Source organism: Massilia sp. TWP1-3-3 (assembly GCF_049897805.1).
Classification (GTDB): Bacteria; Pseudomonadota; Gammaproteobacteria; order Burkholderiales; family Burkholderiaceae_D; genus Telluria_A.
The window spans coordinates 1-1,433 of sequence record NZ_JAFCWX010000108.1 but is presented as its reverse complement, the minus strand read 5'-3'; the positions used below and the strand labels follow the sequence as shown (position 1 = coordinate 1,433).

Genomic DNA, 1,433 nt, shown 5'->3' with positions numbered 1-1,433 from the left:
CAATTCGCCAGCAAAAAACCGCCACAAGTCCTTGAATGGACTAGGGAAAACGGCCGCGTTTACGACAAGTGCACGTCGGGCGGCTCCTTCTTGAGCATTGATCCGGTGACGACCGATGCCAACACGGGCGGTAGCTTTAACCGCTATAAATATGCGGAGAACAATCCGTATCGCTATATAGATCCTGATGGTCGGCAAAGCATGAGTGGCGGCCTACCGTACTATTCGCCAATGACTCAGATGGAAATTGGAGTTAGAGCGTGGTACGGAAACGCAATGGAGATGGGGACAAACGCTGTAAAGGCAGCATCTTTGTTGGTTGGTCTTCCAGAAGCTACAGTTGCCGCCGCGGTAGTGCCAGCTAGCGTGCGCGCTGCCGAAATTGCAGGTGCTATGGGGAGCACTCAACGCTTCGTGACAATCGCGGTAACTGAAACTGCGGAAGGTGTTCGATTGGTCAGTTCTAGCGAAAAGGCGCTGCGACCGGCTGCCGTGGCAGCGCTAAAGCCAGGCGAATATGCTGTGACTGGAGCTGGTCATGCGGAGGTGACTGGTGTTAATGCGGCTAATGCAATAGGACTCACACCGACGGGCACTGCCGCTAGCAGAGGAATATGCGAACCGTGCACCGCCTTTCTGCAAAAATATGTTGTCGAGCCCCTCAGTAAGCTAAAAGGCGAAAAATGATTAATTTGCAGGCAGAAGTTGAGAAAATTTCTCAGAGACTCATGACTCTGCCAAAAAGAGAAGCCGTAGATTTTCTTGTCTTCCAATGCACGAGAATGATGACCTGCCTCGTTAAATTTGGGCAGGAGACTGGCTTCGAAACTTCCCATTATCAAAATTGCGTGAATTTCGCGTGGGATTATTTGGAAGGCAATCCACTGCAAATATCATTCGAGCAGGCGTCTCTTGATTGCTATGACAATGCTCCAGATACTGAAATATTTGACCATGAATTGGTATCCGCTGCATTAAGTGCCGCCCTTGGAGTTGGAATGTTAATGGAGTTCATTCATACAGATGAACGACAGCTCGTGGCGGACGCAAATCAACTCGTTTTCGATGCGGTAGTGCTTCATTTGCAAGCTACTGAAGCACCGTTTCCGTTGTCGCTCAGTAATGAAGAAATTTATTGCCACCCCGCGATGCGGAGGGAGGTCATGATTCAATCCGATGCACTTCAATTCTTCGTTACCGGACCGAATCTCGGCGAAGTCCGCAAGTATATTGCGAGGACTGATATTGAACTACTTCCATAGAGCTGCAGTAGAACGGCATGGGGTCAAAGCCCAATCCACCCAAGTTAAGACATTTCAACAGTTTTTCTGAGTCATCTTCTTGTGTGGTTTTACGCCGGGCTTCCTGGGCTTCGAACGATTCTCTCGATGGCGATAGGTCTTCCCGGCAATTAGCCGCAGCAGGTCGCGCAG

Annotated in this window: 2 protein-coding genes; both read left to right on the top strand. The window is 50.0% G+C overall.

Annotated features, from left to right (window positions below; all coding sequences use genetic code 11):
* A partial coding sequence (locus ACP7D4_RS28010) for an RHS repeat-associated core domain-containing protein (RefSeq protein ID WP_426212711.1) occupies positions 1-687 on the top strand: 687 nt, incomplete at its 5' end.
* On the top strand, positions 684-1,262 hold the full coding sequence (locus ACP7D4_RS28005) for a DUF416 family protein (RefSeq protein ID WP_426212709.1): 579 nt from the start codon (positions 684-686) through the stop codon (positions 1,260-1,262). The genes ACP7D4_RS28010 and ACP7D4_RS28005, both read left to right, overlap by 4 nt.
* Positions 1,263-1,433 lie beyond the last annotated feature (171 nt).

Excerpts from the sequence above, each read along its gene's own strand:
- ACP7D4_RS28005 (WP_426212709.1), top strand. The coding sequence starts at position 684 with ATGATTAATTTGCAGGCAGAAGTTGAGAAAATTTCTCAGAGACTCATG.